This window comes from Alcanivorax sp. HI0044, from assembly GCF_001634945.1.
In genome coordinates this window covers 1-16,715 of record NZ_LWEZ01001659.1, presented here as the reverse complement: position 1 = coordinate 16,715, position 16,715 = coordinate 1, and the positions used below count along the sequence as shown (strand labels likewise).

At 58.9% G+C, this 16,715-nt stretch carries 11 protein-coding genes; 6 read left to right on the top strand and 5 right to left on the bottom strand.

Features of this window, described 5'->3' with window-relative positions:
• Both A3730_RS25070 and A3730_RS25065 read right to left on the bottom strand, forming a co-directional pair.
• Positions 1-203: aldehyde dehydrogenase family protein (locus A3730_RS25070; RefSeq protein ID WP_156501350.1), on the bottom strand; the 203-nt coding region annotated here is incomplete at its 3' end.
• A gap of 140 nt (positions 204-343) precedes the next feature.
• Positions 344-1,984 carry an acetolactate synthase large subunit gene (locus tag A3730_RS25065; RefSeq protein WP_063539224.1) on the bottom strand — a complete coding sequence of 547 codons (1,641 nt, stop codon included), beginning with the start codon at positions 1,982-1,984 and terminating at the stop codon, positions 344-346.
• 362 nt (positions 1,985-2,346) lie between these two features.
• Here A3730_RS25065 and A3730_RS25060 point away from each other — a divergent pair, with 362 nt between their 5' ends.
• Positions 2,347-4,074, top strand: a complete 1,728-nt coding sequence (locus A3730_RS25060) for an amidohydrolase (protein ID WP_082872530.1) — start codon at positions 2,347-2,349, stop codon at positions 4,072-4,074.
• Positions 4,075-4,129: 55 nt separating this feature from the next.
• Here A3730_RS25060 and A3730_RS25055 read toward each other — a convergent pair whose 3' ends face one another.
• The 3 genes from A3730_RS25055 to A3730_RS25045 form a co-directional block, all read right to left on the bottom strand.
• On the bottom strand, positions 4,130-4,342 hold the full coding sequence (locus A3730_RS25055; RefSeq protein ID WP_007149518.1) for a hypothetical protein: 213 nt from the start codon (positions 4,340-4,342) through the stop codon (positions 4,130-4,132).
• Between the two features lie 870 nt (positions 4,343-5,212).
• Positions 5,213-6,505: a ribonucleotide-diphosphate reductase subunit beta gene (locus A3730_RS25050; RefSeq protein WP_063539222.1), complete on the bottom strand. Its 1,293-nt coding sequence runs from the start codon at positions 6,503-6,505 to the stop codon at positions 5,213-5,215.
• Between the two features lie 138 nt (positions 6,506-6,643).
• A complete protein-coding gene (locus tag A3730_RS25045; protein WP_063539220.1) occupies positions 6,644-9,532 on the bottom strand; it encodes a ribonucleoside-diphosphate reductase subunit alpha in 2,889 nt (962 codons plus the stop codon).
• Between the two features lie 667 nt (positions 9,533-10,199).
• Between A3730_RS25045 and A3730_RS25040 the strand changes: the two genes are divergently transcribed.
• The 5 genes from A3730_RS25040 to A3730_RS25020 all read left to right on the top strand — a co-directional run bounded on the left by A3730_RS25040 (position 10,200) and on the right by A3730_RS25020 (position 16,715).
• Positions 10,200-10,922 (top strand): response regulator, encoded by a 723-nt coding sequence (locus A3730_RS25040; protein WP_007149065.1) that lies wholly within the window; start codon positions 10,200-10,202, stop codon positions 10,920-10,922.
• Positions 10,923-10,967: 45 nt separating this feature from the next.
• Entirely contained in the window at positions 10,968-12,587 is a 1,620-nt protein-coding gene (locus A3730_RS25035; protein WP_063520136.1) for an ATP-binding protein, read from the top strand.
• A 234-nt stretch (positions 12,588-12,821) separates the two neighbouring features.
• Positions 12,822-14,321 carry a glycerol kinase GlpK gene (gene glpK / locus A3730_RS25030; RefSeq protein ID WP_063520137.1) on the top strand — a complete coding sequence of 500 codons (1,500 nt, stop codon included), beginning with the start codon at positions 12,822-12,824 and terminating at the stop codon, positions 14,319-14,321.
• A gap of 190 nt (positions 14,322-14,511) precedes the next feature.
• Complete coding sequence (locus tag A3730_RS25025; protein ID WP_063520138.1) at positions 14,512-15,615, top strand: diguanylate cyclase; 1,104 nt, start codon at positions 14,512-14,514, stop codon at positions 15,613-15,615.
• Positions 15,612-16,715 carry a GGDEF domain-containing protein gene (locus tag A3730_RS25020; RefSeq protein ID WP_063520139.1) on the top strand — a complete coding sequence of 368 codons (1,104 nt, stop codon included), beginning with the start codon at positions 15,612-15,614 and terminating at the stop codon, positions 16,713-16,715. The genes A3730_RS25025 and A3730_RS25020 overlap by 4 nt, the downstream gene beginning before the upstream one ends.

The window sequence follows — 16,715 nt, the reverse complement described above, 5'->3', positions numbered from 1 at the left end:
ATTGCCTGGCGCTCGTAGGGCGCCAGTTGTGCCATGGGCTTGGCGGCCTTGTCGGCGGCGTCGATGGCCTTGTCGATGGTGGCGGCGTCCGCCATGGCCACGCGGGTGGCCACTTCACCGCTGTATTTGTCGGTGACATTCAGATCCTGGTTGGCGAAGACGGCTTCGTTGGCCAGGTAGTAGGGGTAGGCGTCTTTTAGCATGTCGGTTCCTTAAGGCGTTTCAGTGGGCCATGAGGTTTTTTTGGGGCTGTCTTTAACGCGTCGGACGTCAGACGTCGGACGTCCGACGCTACAATCAAAACCCCGAACGGCGCAGGCTGCTCGAGCCGTCCGGGTTGTACTCACAGTTTCGAGCTAAGATCCCGAATTTCCCGGTTGAGGATGCGGCTGTTGTCGCGGTAATCCACCATGCAGTCGATCACGTGGACGCCGCCTTGCTGGTAGCACTCTTCAATCAACGGCCCCAGGCCGGCGGTGGATTCCACGCGGTGGCCGTGGGCGCCGTAGGCGCGGGCGTAATCCACGAAGTCCGGGTTCTGGAAGTCCAGGCCGAAGTCCTGGAAGTCCATATCGTTCTGTTTCCACTTGATCATGCCGTAGCCGTCGTCGCGCAGAATCAGTACCACGATATCCAGCTTCAGGCGTACTGCGGTTTCCAGTTCCTGGCTGTTCATCATGAAGCCGCCGTCACCGACGATGGCCATGACGCGGCGGTCCGGGTGGACCATTTTCGCGGCCATGCCGGAAGGCAGGCCGGCGCCCATGGTGGCTAGGGCGTTATCCAACAGCACGGTATTCGGTTTGGTGGCCGGGTAGTTGCGGGCAAACCAGATTTTGTACATGCCGTTATCCAGCGTCAGGATGCCGTCTTCCGGCATGACCTTGCGGATTTCATCCACCAGCCGCTGCGGGCGAATCGGGAAGCTGTCGTCCTGAATGCCTTCATTGATGTGCTTTTGCAGCGCATCGCGGATGCGGTGGAAGTCCGAGAAGCTCCAGTGTTCCTGGGGATCCAGGCGCTCCTTGAGCTGCCACAGGCTGTTGGCAATGTCGCCGACCACTTCGATCTGCGGGAAATAGACCGGGTCCACTTGGGCGGAGTTGAAGTTGATGTGAACTACTTCGGCGCCGCCGGGGCGCATGAAGAAGGGCGGCTTTTCCACCACGTCATGGCCCACGTTGATGATCAGGTCGGCCTGGTCGATGGCGCGGTGTACAAAGTCGCCGTCGGACAGGGCGGTGTTGCCCAGGAAATGGGGGCCGGTTTCGTCCACTACCCCTTTGCCCATTTGTGTGGTGATCACCGGGATGCCCAGTTTTTCCACAAACTGGCGCAGCATCTTGCTGGTCAGCTTGCGGTTGGCACCGGCACCGGCCAGCAGCAGCGGCTTGCGGGCGCCCTTGATGGCTTCGATCGCCTTGCAGATGGCCTTGTCTTCGGCGATGGGGCGGCGGGTCGCGCTGGGCTCGGTGACCGGCATGGTGGAATGTTCGCGGGCGATATCTTCCGGCAGCTCCAGGTGGGTAGCGCCGGGGCGCTCTTCCTGGGCGAGACGGAAAGATTCGCGAATGCGGGTAGGGATGGAGTCGCCACTGACCACCTGCTTGGTGAACTTGGTGAGCGGGCGCATCATGTCCACCACATCAATGATCTGGAACTGGCCCTGTTTGCTGGTCTTGATCGGTTTCTGGCCGGTGATCATCACCATGGGCATGGCGCCAAGCTGGGCGTAGGCGGCGGCGGTTACCAGGTTGGTGGCGCCGGGGCCCAGGGTGGACATGCAGACACCGGCTTTGCCGGTAAGGCGCCCATAGGTGGATGCCATAAAGCCGGCGGCTTGTTCGTGACGGGTGATAACCAGCTTGATATTGGAGCCGCGCAGCGACTCAAGCAGGTCCAGGTTTTCTTCACCGGGAATGGCAAAAACGTGCTCTACCCCTTCCGCTTCCAGGGCGCGAACAAACAAATCCGATGCTTTCATGACTCTTTGTCTCCAGTTGATCCCGTCGCCGGCTGTTGGCCGTGTCGGGTTCCACGATGCGTGGCTGTAAAATTATCATCGCGGTTAATGCAAGGATGGTGCCGCTTTTTCCTTGTTCTGGTGCATAAACTGCGCACTTAAAGGGTGCAGCACCTCCAAGTCGGGCTTCACTATAGCGCGCTCGGGGGGCAGGCCGGTATGGGGTTAATGAATCTGTTTTATTTAAAAATGTGATGATAAACCGTTGGGGCGAACACAAAACGAGTGAGAATCCGACTTGTTCTCCCCAGAGTGGAAGGGCAGAGTCTGCGCAATAACGAATCAAGGCGAAAACGCCCGGTCAGCCAGCGAGAGAGACAGCTATGAAGAAAACCGGATTGTGGGTATTGGTGATCATTGTTGCCCTGATCGTGTTGGCCGTGGCGGGTGTGCATCGCTGGTTTAACCCGCCGGCGCCAGCGGCGCAGCTCTTTTTTAATGGCACGGTACTGACCATGGACCCGCAACAGCCGGTGGCGGATGCCATGCTGGTGAAGCGGGGCGAGATTGTGGCGCTGGGTGAGGTCGAGGTGTTGCGCCGGCAGGTCAGCCGGGATGTGGCGGTGATCGACCTGGAGGGCGGTACACTGATGCCGGGGTTTATTGAAGCCCATGGACATTTCCCCGGTGAAGGATTGTCTGCGGTGGCGGTGGATGCCAACAGTCCGCCGATTGGTGATTTGTACAGCATCGACACGCTGCTGGAGCGTTTGCGCCTGCTGGCCCAGCGCCGCCCGGAAGGCATGCTGCTGGCGTATGGTTTTGATGACACCACCATCGGCGAGCAGCGCTATCCCACCCGGGCAGAGCTGGATGCGGTGAGCAAAACGCGGCCGATCATGGTCATGCATATTTCCGGGCATCTGGGCGTGGTTAATTCCGCTGCGCTGGAAAGCATGGGCATCAAGGAAGACGTTGAGGACCCGCCGGGCGGATTTTATGGTCGCGATGAAAGCGGTCGGCTCAATGGCCTGCTGGCGGAAACCGCGTTTAATCCGGTGCGTAGCCAGGCGTTGAAATTGGCACCCCTGGACGGCTTGAAGGTGTTGTCCCGGGCGTCGCATATTTATCTGTCGCGGGGTATCACCTTTGCGCAGAACGGCCTGGCGGACCCGGCGGCTATTCGGGCCCTGAAGCCGGCATTACAGTTCGGGCTGATCCCCCTGCGCCTGAGTGTCTGGCCCAACGCAGAGGCGGAAAAACTGCGCCAGGCGGGTGACATCTCCATACCGCAGGGGGAGCGCAGCCATCTGGGGCCGGTCAAGCTGGTCAGTGATGGCTCATTACAGGGTTATACCGGGTTTCTCGGGGCGCCGTATTACACCCTGCCGGAGGATTACCCGACGGACTATCTGGGGTTTCCTACGCGGTCTCAAGCAGCGCTTAGCGCCCAAGTAAAACAGTTTCATTGCCAGGAGCGGCAAGTGGCCGTGCACGCCAATGGTGATGCGGCTATTGATCTGAGTCTGAACGCCATTGCCGGCGCCCGGGCTGCCTGCCCGCAGGTGCGGGTGCAACCGGTATTGATTCATGCACAGATGGCGACTCCGGCGCAGTTGCAGCGCATGGTGGCGCTGGATGTGATTCCCTCGTTCTTCAATACCCATGTGTATTACTGGGGCGACCGGCACCGGGATGTTTTCCTGGGGCCGGAGCGGGCTAGCCGGATCAGCCCGCTGGCGGAAGCGGAGCAAGCCGGGCTGAGCTTTACCTTGCATGCGGATTCGCCGGTAGTGCCCTTTGAGCCGCTGCAGCTGGTGTGGAATGCGGTGGAACGCGAGACCGCCTCCGGGGCGTTGCTGGGGCCGGAGCAGGCTGTGGATGTGGACCGGGCGTTGCAGGCAGTGACCGTGGATGCGGCCAGGCAGCTGGGGGTGGCAGATCAGGTAGGGCAGTTGCGCCTGGGTATGCGTGCGGACCTGGTCTGGCTGGACCGGGATCCGCGGCAAGCGATTGGCGACTGGGAATCGATCCAGGTGCGGGGCACCTGGGTTGGCGGGGTTCGTCGCTACCCGGATGGGCAAGCGGACGAGAGAGGGCAAGCGATGTAGCCCTGTGTGCGCAGAGCCCTTTTTCAGGTGCTCTGCGAAAGCGGTCTGCGCGCTGCTAGTGCCAGGTCCCTTCCAGATTCTCGCACTGATCGAGAAATTCCTCGGCGCTCATTTCCACCGTATTCGGGTCCAGATGTGAAGCCACTTGTTCTTTCAGCTGCCCGACCACTTTGGACATGACCGTCAGGGTTTCTTCCACCTGCTCGATAGTTTCCAACAGGTCTTCGGCTTCTTGCTGGTAATCATCTCTGTCGTCGTAATCGCTCATGCGAAGCCTCCTGCAGTTGGGATGAGCCTGTTCTTGCCGAGGCTCGGTCCAATGTTGCCAACGATGGCAGCGTAAAACAAACGGGAAATCCCCTGAGCTGGTTAAACTTTGAGCGCTTGTGATGGATGGTCAGGAGTATTTTACGAACGGCTCCAAATGCACCCTCGGAGAGTCTGCTTCAGGTGAGGTTTACTGATCCTTCTCGCGTACAGGCACGCTCCCACATGGAGATTCTGGGGATTAAATTAAGACAGGAGCTATTCTTATGCTTTTCCCCGGGTTGCCCGCATATGCGGCAGGTGTACTGGATCGTTTGGGAATAGATGAACAGACATGGCTTGCGCATATGAGACTCCGGCGGCAACGGCTGCCGATTGCTCTGGGTGCACTGGATAAGCTGAAAGAGTAGGCACAAATGACAGGACGTAAATGGATTGCGGGGCAGAGCCTGGTGGATGGTAGTTGTTGTTTTTGCTGTTTAAATTTATGCGTGTCCCGTGGTTCCCTGCCAATTCGATGGGACTTACGGGAATATTCACGCCAACCGTTTTGAATGATGGGAAGGAAGCTCCGGGTCAACGGAAAGAGTCTGGCTGACTCGGGGCATTCTTGGGAGTCGGGAAAAAAACGGAGGAAAACAACGGGACACTCAGAGCGCCTGTCAAACCTGGCGGTAAATCAAGCGGTGTAAGGTGTAAGTCCGCAATTCGGCAAGGGGGCTGCTATCTGCTTGTGGAATTCGTTGACCACTACACGATGGTTTTTGGTGTGCCGTTTATGGGTGGTTCGCGCCTCGAGAGACGCTCCTGCAGATGGTCAATAGGGCATTGCTCCGTACACAAAAAAGGGCGCCGAAGCGCCCTTTTGTCGTTATTCCCAGGAAAGGGCGCCGCCCACCTGGTATTCGGTAACCCGGGTTTCGAAGAAGTTTTTCTCCTTGCGCAGGTCCATGATTTCGCTCATCCACGGGAAGGGGTTGTTCACGCCCTTGAACTGTTCCGGCAGGCCCAGCTGGGCCAGGCGGCGGTTGGCGATGAACTGCAGGTACTCTTCCATCATGGCGGCGTTCATGCCGAGTACGCCGCGTGGCATGGTGTCGCGGGCGTACTGGATTTCCAGCTCGGTGCCTTCCAGAATCATCTGGGTGGCTTTGTCGCGCATGGCCTGATCCCACAGGTGTGGATTTTCCAGTTTGATCTGGTTGATCACATCTACGCCGAAGTTCACGTGCATGGATTCGTCACGCAGGATGTACTGGAACTGCTCGGCGACACCGGTCATCTTGTTGCGCCGACCCATGGACAGGATCTGGGTGAAGCCACAGTAGAAGAAGATGCCTTCCAGTACGCAGTAGAACGCGATCAGGTTTTCCAGCAAGGCCTTGTCGGTTTCCACGGTGCCGGTGGTGAATTCCGGGTCGGACAGGTCGCGGGTGTACTGGATGCCCCACTGCGCTTTCTTGGCGACGGAGGGGATCTCCTGATACATGTTGAAGATTTCGCCTTCGTCCATGCCCAGTGATTCGATGCAGTACTGGTAGGCATGGGTATGAATGGCTTCTTCAAAGGACTGACGCAGGATGTACTGGCGACATTCCGGGTTGGTGATCAGGCGGTAGATAGCCAGCACCAGGTTGTTGGCGACCAGGGAATCGGCGGTGGAGAAGAAGCCCAGGTTGCGTTTGACGATGCGACGCTCGTCGTCGGTGAGGCCGTCGGTTTTTTTCCACAACGCCAGGTCGGCGTTCATGTTCACTTCCTGGGGCATCCAGTGGTTGGCGCAGCCATCCAGGTATTTCTGCCAGGCCCAATCGTATTTGAACGGGACCAGCTGGTTCAGGTCGGCGCGGCAGTTGATCATGCGCTTGTCGTCAACTTCCACTCGGCCGGCGGTGCCTTCCAGTTCGGCAAGGCCTTCCTCGATGTCCATCTTGGCCACGGCGGCCTGGGCGCGGGCTACCGCTTCTGAAGCGGCTCGGGCTGCGGCGGTGTTGTCTCGTCGCTGTTGCTCGATTCCATCATCCGCAGAACTTCCCGCTCCCGGTGCTTTAGCTTCAGGTGCCGCTTGGTCAGATACCGTCTCAGATTGCGGCGGCGTTGCGGTTGCGGGCTGCGGTTTGGCGACAGGCGTCTCTTGCGCATTAAATTCGTCCCAGCTCAGCATGTGTTCTCTCCATTCTTTCAAGGGTGGCGCGATGGCGTCACCGGTGGTGCATTCTTTAAGTGGCCTGATGCTGGATGCCTGACGCCGGACGCATGAAGAAAGGCGTGCGTTGAGCGTCCGGCATCTGGCGTCCGGCGTTTATTGGCAGGCTTCGCAATCCGGATCATCGATGGAGCAGGCCTGGGGTACGTCGGCGGCTTGGCCGAATTCTGCGGCTGGCTCTTCCACCTTGGAGGAAACCCGGTTCAGCTTGCCATCATTGANGGTGGACTTTTCGGTCTGCGTGGCGCCGATGGCGCGCAGGTAGTAGGTGGTTTTCAGTCCCAGCAACCAGGCCATCTTGTAGGTCACGTCCAGCTTTTTGCCGTTCGCTTCGGCGATGTACAGGTTCAGGGATTGAGCCTGGTCGATCCATTTCTGGCGACGGCTTGCGGCTTCCACCAACCAGCGCGGCTCCACTTCAAAGGCGGTGCGGAACTGTTCTTTCAGGTCTGCCGGAATCCGTTCGATGGGCTGCGCGGAGCCATCGTAGTATTTCAGGTCGTTGACCATCACGTTGTCCCACAGGCCGCGCTCTTTCAGGGCGCTGACCAGGTACGGGTTGACCACGGTGAACTCGCCGGACAGGTTCGATTTCACGTACAGGTTCTGGTACGTGGGCTCGATGGACTGGGAGACCCCGGTAATGTTGGCGATGGTCGCGGTAGGAGCGATGGCCATGACGTTGGAGTTACGCATGCCTTTCTTGGCCATGGCGCGCACGCTGTCCCAATCCAGAGTCTGGCTGCGATCGACTTTGCAGTAGTCCTCGCCACGCTGTTTGACCAGGATCTCGATGGAGTCGATGGGCAGTACCCCCTGGCTCCACAGGGAACCGTCGAAGGTCTGGTAGGCGCCGCGCTCTTCGGCCAGTTTGGCGGAGGCCTGGATGGCGTAGTAGCTCACCGCTTCCATGGAGTTGTCGGCAAACTGTACGGCGCCTTCGGAGGCGTAGCTGATGCCTTGCTTATACAGGGCGTCCTGGAAGCCCATGATGCCCAGGCCCACCGGGCGGTGCTTCATGTTGGAACGCTCCGCCTGGGGCACGCTGTAGTAGTTGATGTCGATCACGTTATCGAGCATGCGCACGGCGGTGTTGATGGTGCCTTGCAGCTTCTCGATATCCAGGCCGTTTTCGTCCACGTGCTGGGCCAGGTTCACGGAACCCAGGTTACACACGGCGATTTCTTCCTGGTTGGTGTTCAGGGTGATCTCGGTGCACAGGTTGGAGGAGTGCACCACGCCCACGTGCTGCTGCGGGCTGCGCAGGTTGCACGGATCCTTGAAGGTGAACCAGGGGTGGCCTGTTTCAAACAGCATGGAGAGCATCTTGCGCCACAGGTTGATGGCGGGCAGACGCTTGAACAGTTTCAGTTCGCCACTGCGGGTTTTGGCTTCGTATTCCAGGTATGCCTTCTCGAACGCTTCACCGTACAGGTCGTGCAGGTCCGGGGTGTCGTTGGGGCTGAACAGGGTCCAGTCTTCTTCGTTGATCACACGCTTCATGAACAGATCGGGAATCCAGTTGGCGCTGTTCATGTCGTGGGTACGACGGCGGTCGTCACCGGTGTTCTTGCGCAGCTCGAGGAATTCCTCGATGTCCATGTGCCAGGTTTCCAGGTAGGCACAGACGGCGCCTTTGCGCTTGCCACCCTGGTTAACGGCCACGGCGGTATCGTTGACCACTTTCAGGAAGGGGACGACACCCTGGGAGCGACCATTGGTGCCCTTGATGTAGGCGCCCAGTGCCCGCACCGGGGTCCAGTCGTTACCCAGGCCGCCGGCAAATTTGGACAGCATGGCGTTGTCCTGGATGGCGCCGTAAATGCCGTGCAGGTCGTCGGGCACGGTGGTCAGGTAGCAGCTGGACAGCTGCGGGCGCAGGGTGCCGGCGTTGAACAGGGTCGGCGTGGAGCTCATGTAGTCGAAGCTGGAGAGCAGGTTGTAGAACTCAATGGCGCGGGCTTCGCGATTGTCTTCTTCCACGGCCAGGCCCATGGCTACACGCATGAAGAAACACTGGGGCAGCTCGATGCGGGTGTCGTTGTGGTGGATGAAGTAGCGGTCGTACAGGGTTTGCAGGCCCAGGTAGGAGAACTGCAGGTCGCGGTTGCCATCCAGGGCGGCACCCAGCTTGTCCAGGTCGTACTCGGCCAGTTGCGGAGACAACAGTTCCAGCTCGATGCCTTTGCCGATGTATGCTTTCAGCGCTTCACCGTAAAGGGCGTTCATTTCATCGTGGCTGGCGCGCTCGGCTACATTCAGGAACTGCAGGGCTTCGGCGCGAATCTTGTCCATCAGCAGGCGGGCGGTGACCTGGGAGTAATTCGGCTCCACCTCGATCATGGTACGGGCGGTGATCACCATGGAGGTGTTCACGTCGTGGATAGACACCCCGTCGTACAGGTTTTTCACGGTTTCGGTGATGATCTTGTCGGCGTTGACATCGCTCAGGCCGGAGCAGGCCGCACGAATCAGGTGCTCAAGGCGGGCCATGTCCAGCGGTGCCTTGCTGCCGTCTTCCATGGTGACAGACATATCCACCTGGTGGGTGGGGGCGGGCAGGTCGCTGCTGTGTTCGGCGGCGCGTTTGGAGGCCTGCTGTTCACGGTACAGTACATAGTCACGGGCGACTTTCTGTTCGCCGTTGCGCATCAGGGCCAGTTCGACCTGGTCCTGGATTTCTTCGATGTGGATGGTGCCACCGGAAGGCATGCGACGCTTGAAGGTGGCGCTGACCTGCTCGGTGAGGCGCGCCACGGTTTCATGGATGCGGGACGATGCAGCGGCGGTGCCGCCTTCCACAGCCAGGAATGCCTTGCTGATGGCGACGGTAATCTTGTCGTCATCGTAGCTCACTACCTTGCCATTACGCTTGATCACGCGCAGCTGGCCGGGGGCGGTGCTGGCAATACTTTGATCCTGGTCGTTGCTGTCGCTGGCAGGGGAGCCGGCGTTCTGTGGGTTTTGGCTCATATCCGTCTGCATGGTGCCCTCTCCGTTGTTTGTGCTTTCGCTGTCTGTTTTGTGTGTTGTGGGCGTGGCAGCTTCACCACGCAAAACGCCACGACCCAGGGCCATGGCGTGTTAAATCGTGTCGTGGGTGGTGCATGGTGGTATCGCGAGCGCGCGAACCACAATATATTGTGTCTTATCCATGACGTTATTCTTTCCCCTTCTTGTCGGTAAAAGGCTAAATCGCTGATGCGATTGCACTTTTCCACGCTGTAGACTGTTTTGTCCTGGGGCGGCGTCCGTTTTACAAAAACCCAACATCTTGGGGTCGGCGCCTGAATTCAGTACAAGTTATAGTTGTCCCCGCTTTTTTGCAAGCACTTCGCCTGGGGAAATCTTGTGGATAACCTGTGGGGCGATGTGGGTGCATTGCGAGTGCTTTTTTTCTGTGCAGGCGCACACTAGATATAGTGTTTGTCAATGGGAAAAAACGGTCACAGGCTGTTCTGTGTCAAGGGCCCGTGGGCCCCACGCAAAAGCGGGGTATGGCGGTTGTTTGTACGATGAACAGGCCGAGAGGTTGCCGTGCACAGCGTGTATGCGTATAAACATCCGATAGGGATACGTTTGTTACAGTTCGCCGGGTTGGCGCTGAAACAAAACGACAATAACGATACAAATTCAAAAGGATAAGGACGGGATGACAACGGTGCAGGATAACCCGCCAGCCATCATGATCGTAGAAGACGACGAGCGTCTTGCCGATTTAACCTGTGAATATCTGCAAAGCAACGGCCTGGATGTCACGGTAGTGAGCGACGGCGAAGAAGCCATTCGTCGCATCCGTGCGGAACAGCCCGATCTGGTGGTGCTGGATCTGATGCTGCCCGGGGCCGACGGCCTGACGGTATGTCGTGAAGTGCGCAGTGCCTATAAGAATCCCATCCTCATGCTGACCGCTCGTACGGATGACATGGATCAGGTGCTGGGGCTGGAAATGGGCGCGGATGACTACGTGGCCAAACCGGTGAAACCCCGCGTGTTGCTGGCACGGATTCGCGCCTTGTTGCGCCGGGTGGAAACCGACAGCGAACGAGACAACTCACCGGCCCGCCTGGAATTTGGTGCCCTGGTGATCGACAACTCGGCGCGGGAAGTGACCCTCGCGGGTGAGTCGGTGGACCTGACCAGCGCCGAATACGACCTGCTTTGGTTGCTGGCGTCCAATGCGGGCACGGTGCTCTCGCGGGAGACGATTTTCGAGAAACTGCGTGGCATTCAATATGACGGCCAGGACCGCTCTATTGATGTGCGTATTTCCCGGATTCGCCCGAAAGTGGGGGACGACCCGGAAAATCCCAAGCGCATCAAGACGGTGCGTTCCAAGGGCTATCTGTTCGTCAAGGAAATCGGCGCGGCATAACGGCTGTTTTGGCCGTCGCGGCGCAGGGATGACGCTGGGTGACGTTTGAATAGTATTTTCCTGAGGCTCTACGGGGGCTTGTTGCTGGCGCTGTGTTTCATCGGCGCCATCACCTATGGTGCCGTGGAGCTGGTGAACAGCTACCGATCTGATCTGTACCGGGAAAAAATGGCCCGCGGTACCTTTTTCCTTATGGCGGAGGGCTACCAGCGCTATGAAGCCGGGGATCGCGATCGCTGGAGCCAGGTACTCAGCAAGCTGTTCAGTGCCGAGATATCCCTGAAATCCCGCGAGGAACTGGCGCTGGGCTACCGGGAGAAGCTGCACCTGGAAGACGGCCTGGTGGTCATGCGTCTGAACGACGATGAAGGCTACGCCGACATTCTGTTCCAGATCCCCGACGAAGATGCCTATATCAACACACGTATGACCAAAGTGTCCGAGCAACAGGCGCGGGCTACGGCAGTGTTGATTCTGAATCATTTATCGCATTTTCAGGAATCCGAGTGGGCTCCGGCGCTGGCGGACCTGCAGCATCAGTTTGGTTACCCGCTGACACTGGTTCAGCGTGATGACGTCTCCCTGGATGGCGAGCAGGAGCAGCGACTCAATCGCCGCGAAGTGGTCATCGCCCTGGATGACAGTACTCGCCGTGATTCCAGTATTCGTATTTACGCTCCGGTGGCGCAGACCGGCAAGCTGTTGGTGATTGGTCCGCTAAGCCTGTTTGACCAATTCCCCATTGAGCTGTTGATCATTGCCGGGGCGACTAGCCTGTTGGCGGTGGCATTGGCAACCTACCTGCAGGTGAGTCCGTTGCAACGCCGACTCAAGCAGCTCGACAATGCCGTGAGCCAACTTGGCAGTGGTGATCTGGGCGCCTACGCCAATATTGAAGGCAGCGACGCCATCGGCCAGGTGGCCGCCACCTTTAATGGCATGACGGCGCACATTCGCCGGTTGATCGAATCCCAGCGGGAGATGACCCGGGCGGTGAGCCATGAACTTCGCACTCCGGTGGCACGTCTGCGTTTTGGCCTGGAGATGCTGGCGGATATCGAATCGGCTGAGCTGCGTCGGGAAAAGCTCAATGCCATGGATCTGGACATCGAGCAGCTGGATCAGTTGATCGACGAAATTTTGACCTATGCTCGTCTGGAGCAGGGCACACCCAATATCGAATTCCAGCCGGTGGTGATTGGCGAGTTGTGCGAACAACTGCGCGATGAGCTGGAAACCATCCGCGATGAAACGGTCATCACCGTGATCAATCCGTACCCGACCCTGGAAGTGGAAGCGGAAGAGCGTTACCTGCACCGGGTGTTGCAGAACCTGGTGACCAATGCCTTGCGCTACGCGAAAGCACGTATCGTCATGCGGGTGGAGGAGAGCGAGGATCTGGTGGTGATCCATGTGGACGATGATGGTCCGGGTATTCCGGAGCATGAGCGCGAGCGCGTGTTCAAACCCTTTGCCCGGCTGGATAAAAGTCGTCACCGGGCCAGCGGCGGGTATGGTTTGGGGCTGTCCATCGTGAAGCGGATTGTGGACTGGCACGGCGGAGAGATTCGCGTGGAAGAAAGCCCGGAAGGCGGAGCCCGGTTTACCGTAAGCTTGCCCAAGAGCCAGCAAGGCCAGCATGTGCTGGGTCGGATGAGTGGATAGTGCGCCGGGCACCAGATACCGGACGATATCGAAAACCGTAATCGAACCCGGCTGCAGTGCGCGAGCTGTGCGTCAGGCACCCGGTGCCAGGCGATATATAGCCGATAAGGTCTATAAGGTTGTCCGTTATCGTGCAATCTGTCATCGGACCTTCATTTAAAATGCGTCTCCCGACGCCCTCCGGGACGTCTGCCTGATCCAGCCACCAATACTGATAACAGGATTAGCCGAGTCATGTCTTACATCCTATCCATCGACCAGGGCACCACCAGTTCCCGCGCCATCGTTTTTGATGCCAGTGGCCGTGCCTGTGGGCAGGCGCAGAAAGAGTTTCGCCAGCATTTTCCCCAGGATGGCTGGGTGGAGCACGATGCCATGGAGATCTGGAATGACACCCTGGCGATGTGCCAGCAAGCCTTGCGCAATGCCCGGGTGGAGGCACAGCAACTGGCCGCTATCGGTATCACCAACCAGCGAGAAACCACCGTGCTGTGGGACCGGGAAACCGGGGATCCGCTGGCCAAAGCCATTGTCTGGCAGGATCGCCGTACAGCCGCCACCTGTGAAAGGCTAAGGGATCAGGGGCATGAAAGCTGGGTGCGCAGCAAGACGGGCCTGCTGTTGGATCCTTACTTTTCGGCCACCAAGCTGGCCTGGTTACTGGATAACGTGGCGGGTGCCCGCCAGCGTGCTGAGGCCGGTGAGTTGGCATTTGGCACCATTGATAGCTGGCTGCTGTGGCAGTTGACCCGCGGCAAGGTGCACGCCACCGATGCCACCAATGCCTCGCGGACGCTGTTGTTCAATATTCATGAACAATGCTGGGATGAGGAGCTGCTGGCCTTGTTCAATGTGCCGGCTTCAGTGCTGCCGGATGTGCGCGACAGTGCCGCCGACTTTGGTACCACCTGCCCGGAATTGTTGGGCGCGGCCGTGCCGGTGGCGGGTATTGCCGGGGACCAGCAGGCGGCTCTGGTCGGCCAGGCCTGTTTTTCTCCGGGGATGGTGAAAAGCACCTATGGCACCGGCTGCTTCATGGTCATGAATACCGGCGAGGCAGTGGAATCCCATAACCGGTTATTGACCACCGTGGGCTACCGCCTGAACGGCAAGACCACCTATGCCCTGGAAGGCTCCATTTTTGTGGCGGGTGCGGCGATCCAGTGGCTGCGTGATGGCCTCAACCTGATTCGTGATGCCAGTGAAACCGAAGCGCTGGCCCGCCGTGCCGGTTCCGCCGGTGGCGTGTATCTGGTGCCGGCCTTTACCGGCTTGGGGGCGCCCTGGTGGGACCCCCATGCACGGGGCGCGTTGCTGGGCCTGACCCGCGACACGGGTATTGCCGAAGTGGTAACCGCAGGGTTGGAAGCGGTGTGCTACCAATCCCGGGATCTGCTGGATGCCATGGCAGCGGACTGTGGCACTCGGCCCACCACTCTGCGGGTGGATGGCGGAATGGTGGTGAACAACTGGCTGAGCCAGACCCTGTCGGATGTGCTGGGCGTCTGTGTGGATCGGCCGGTGGTCACCGAAACCACCGCCCTGGGAGCGGCCTATCTGGCGGGTCTGGGGGTGGGCTTGTATACATCGCTGGAGTCCGTGGCCGAGCAGTGGCGTTGTGAGCGGGAGTTTTCCCCGGCGCTGGACGAGGCGGAGCGTCAGAAACGCTACCAGGGTTGGCGGGATGCGGTGGCCCGGGTCTGCCAGTCCTCCCCGGATTCATCAAGCCGCTAAAGTGCATAAAAATCAGAAGGTTCGGTGCGGTAAAATCCGTTTTACAACGATGAGCGGTTCCGTTTAGGGGATGGCCAAACTGTGACGGAGTAGGCATTTGGTATTACTATTGGTTCAACAATAATACTATTATGCTACTAGTTGGTGCGATCGATAGTGGGGATGATCGCACCAAATCGGGAAATCCGGCATGGATCAAACGTTAACGTTCCACCCTGTGGCCTTGCAGTCGCAGCGATTACGCCGGGTGCTCTTTGCCATCCTGGCGGGCGGCAGTGCCCATACACTGCTCTGCTGGATCGCTTTGCAGCTGGACTTTTTCCGCGGTGGGGAAGCCCTGTTCTACTCCCTTTTTGCTGCCCTCTGGGCCGGCCATATCCTGTTTGTCTTGTTTATGCTGGTGGGCCTGAACCGCCGGCTTTCCGAACCTTCCATGATCATGCCGCTGATGGTGTGGTCAACCACCGGGTTATTGGTCACTGCCCTGGTCGTCGATCAGGTGCGTCTGTGTGTCATGTTGATTTTCTTCGCCATCGTCCAGATGGGGGTGTTGCAGGCTTCGCTCCGGCAGTTCATGGCTCTGGCAGGGTATTGCGTGCTGGGGTACGCGCTCGTGCTGGGGGTGGTTTGTGTGTACTGGCCGGAAGTGGTGGACGTGCAGGGCGAGTGGATTCAGTGGGGCCTGTTCAGTGCCATGGTACTGGCCGCCATGCTGGTGGCGTCGGAGATTTCCACCATTCGGTTCCAGTTGGGTAAGCGTAATCAGCAGCTGGCAGAAATTGTTGAGCGTATTCACGACATGGCGGTAAAAGACGAGCTGACCGGGTTCTACCGCCGTCGCCATGCCATGGAGCTGCTGAGCAAGGCGTGCGGGCAGTCTGCCCGTGGCGCGTATCAACTGGGTGTGGTGTACCTGGACCTGGATCATTTCAAGAAAACCAACGATCAGTATGGCCATGGCATGGGCGACCTGGTGTTGCAGCGTTTTGCGGATGTGACACGGCGCCACCTGACCAATCAGGATTTCGCCGCCCGTCTGGGCGGGGAAGAATTCATGCTGGTGTTGCCGGTGAGTGATCCGGAGGAAGCGCGCAATCTGGTGGAGGGTATTCTGCTGGGCATGCGCAGCCAGCGTTTCAAGGACGCTCCCGGGTTGGCGGTCACGGTTTCCGGGGGGCTGGCGATGCTGAATCCTGGCGAAACGCCTGCGCAGTTGATCAAGCGGGCGGACCAGGCGCTGTACCGGGCCAAGGAAACCGGCCGCGATAGATTGATCGTCGGGGAGACGGAATGAATCAGGACCTTCATCAGGCAGAAAAACTGACGTTGAGTGAAAAGCGCCTGATGCAACGCCATAGCCGTTCGGCCATGGCGATCATGGCCATGCATACCTTGCTCTGTGTCGTCTATTTTCAACTGGGCTATATGCATATCGCGCTGCCGGAAGCATTGCTGCTGGTGTCGCTGGTCTGGATTTCTCTGTTGGCTTACCAGCTGCTGATGGCAACCGGCATTACCTTGAATCTGCGTGAGCCAAGTTTGTCGCTGCCGTTGATTCTGTATTTTATCGGGGTGTTCATGGTGTCGGGGTATTACGTGGATGAGTTTCGACTCAGCGTGGTGACCCTGTTCTTTGCCGCCTTGCTGATGGTGTCGTTCCGGCTCAGTGGCAAGGTGATGATTGCCGTGGCGTTTCTGGCCAGTGCAGCCTATGCGCTGATGCTGTGGCTGGCGTTGATGGATCGCTGGGTGCAGCTGAGCCTGTCGGTGGAGCTGTTGCAGTGGCTGGTGTTTGCCATGATCTCGGTCAGTTTTGCCGTCACCGGTGGGGGCGTGAACCGCCTGCGTAATGCGTTGGCAGACAAGAACCGGGACCTGGCCAATGCGGTGGAAAAGGTGCGGGAAATGGCCATCCGTGATGATTTAACCGGCCTGTTCAACCGCCGCCATTTGCTGGATGTTCTGGAGCGCCAGCGGGCGCTGGCCGGTCGTAAAGGGGTGCCGTTTGCGGTCTGTTATGTGGACCTGGATCACTTCAAGAAAATCAACGACCGGCACGGTCATGACTGGGGGGACCGGATACTGCGCCAGTTTTCCGAGCTGGCGTTATCGGGCATGCGTGACGGTGATTTTTTTGGTCGCCTGGGAGGCGAGGAATTCCTGCTGGTGTTGCCGCAAAGTGATGCCCACGGCGCCCTGCTGGTGGCTGAACGTCTACGCCAGCGTTGGCGTGAACAGCGTTTCGATGCCCAGGGTGGCCCGGCCACTGTCAGCCTCTCCGTGGGCGTGGCGGATTATCGGGACGGCGAAAGTGTCGATGAGCTGCTTAACCGGGCCGATCAGGGGTTGTACAAGGCCAAGTCCGGGGGGCGGGACCAGAGCCAAGTGGCGTGA